The organism is Pseudomonas helleri, from assembly GCF_009600315.1.
Lineage (GTDB): Bacteria > Pseudomonadota > Gammaproteobacteria > Pseudomonadales > Pseudomonadaceae > Aquipseudomonas > Aquipseudomonas helleri_A.
In genome coordinates this window covers 1-693 of sequence record NZ_WIWC01000101.1, presented here as the reverse complement: position 1 = coordinate 693, position 693 = coordinate 1, and the positions used below count along the sequence as shown (strand labels likewise).

The 693-nt window shown below is 64.1% G+C and carries 2 protein-coding genes; both read left to right on the top strand.

The genetic code is table 11. The features are described 5' to 3' along the window. Positions 1-113: 113 nt before the first annotated feature. Positions 114-374, top strand: coding sequence for a hypothetical protein (locus GHN86_RS23020; protein ID WP_153387388.1), 261 nt, complete (start codon positions 114-116; stop codon positions 372-374). Continuing rightward, entirely contained in the window at positions 371-619 is a 249-nt protein-coding gene (locus GHN86_RS23785) for a hypothetical protein (RefSeq protein WP_323370014.1), read from the top strand. The genes GHN86_RS23020 and GHN86_RS23785 overlap by 4 nt, the downstream gene beginning before the upstream one ends. Positions 620-693: the final 74 nt, after the last annotated feature.

Sequence of the window (693 nt, the reverse complement as noted above, 5' to 3'; positions counted from 1 at the left end):
CTCTGGGACTGGTTAAACGCCGTGGTCAGCGCCGGAGCGCTGACGCCACCACAGGCGGCAGCGTTTGCCTGTGAAGCCGCGACCTTGGGCGGCCCGTCCGGAGTGGTGCCCGAATGAGCGGCCGTTACGGTAACGGCAGCGACCCGTTAGCCGCGATCAGTACGTCGCCTGAAGTGCTGGCCACACTGCGCCGTCGAATGACTGCCATCGAGCTCGCCGCCGACACCCTGCAGGTGCATCTGGCCAGCGAGCGGGCGCAAGGTTTTGTTGAGATGCTGGAAGAGCTCAAGGTGCTTAAGCCGGCCGACATTGAAAGCCTGTACCTGATCATGGATGACGCCGCTCAGGCGCGCGTCACGGCGTTGCTGCTGTGATCGGGGACGGGATTCACGAAGACGCGCTGCAGCACCTGGTCCAACAGAACGCGGTCAGGGAGTTTGTCGCCGGCCGTGATACCACCCGTACCAAGTGGACGTTTTCGGTACGCCTCGGCGGGCCGCACTCCAGGCTGATCCCGGTACGGTCGAGGCGGGAGGCGATTCGTACCTGGGCCAGCCTGACGGCGGTGGGTCGCTTTGCCGAAGGGCTCGGCGTGCGAGGCTTTGCGGTGGAACTGTGAAGTTTCGCGCCCGCGAAACTGGCCACGGCTTTTAGTTATCGAGAGCGTCGAGCAAATTTGCCCAAGTAGGGGCT

Excerpts from the sequence above, each read along its gene's own strand:
- GHN86_RS23020 (WP_153387388.1), top strand. The coding sequence starts at position 114 with ATGAGCGGCCGTTACGGTAACGGCAGCGACCCGTTAGCCGCGATCAGT.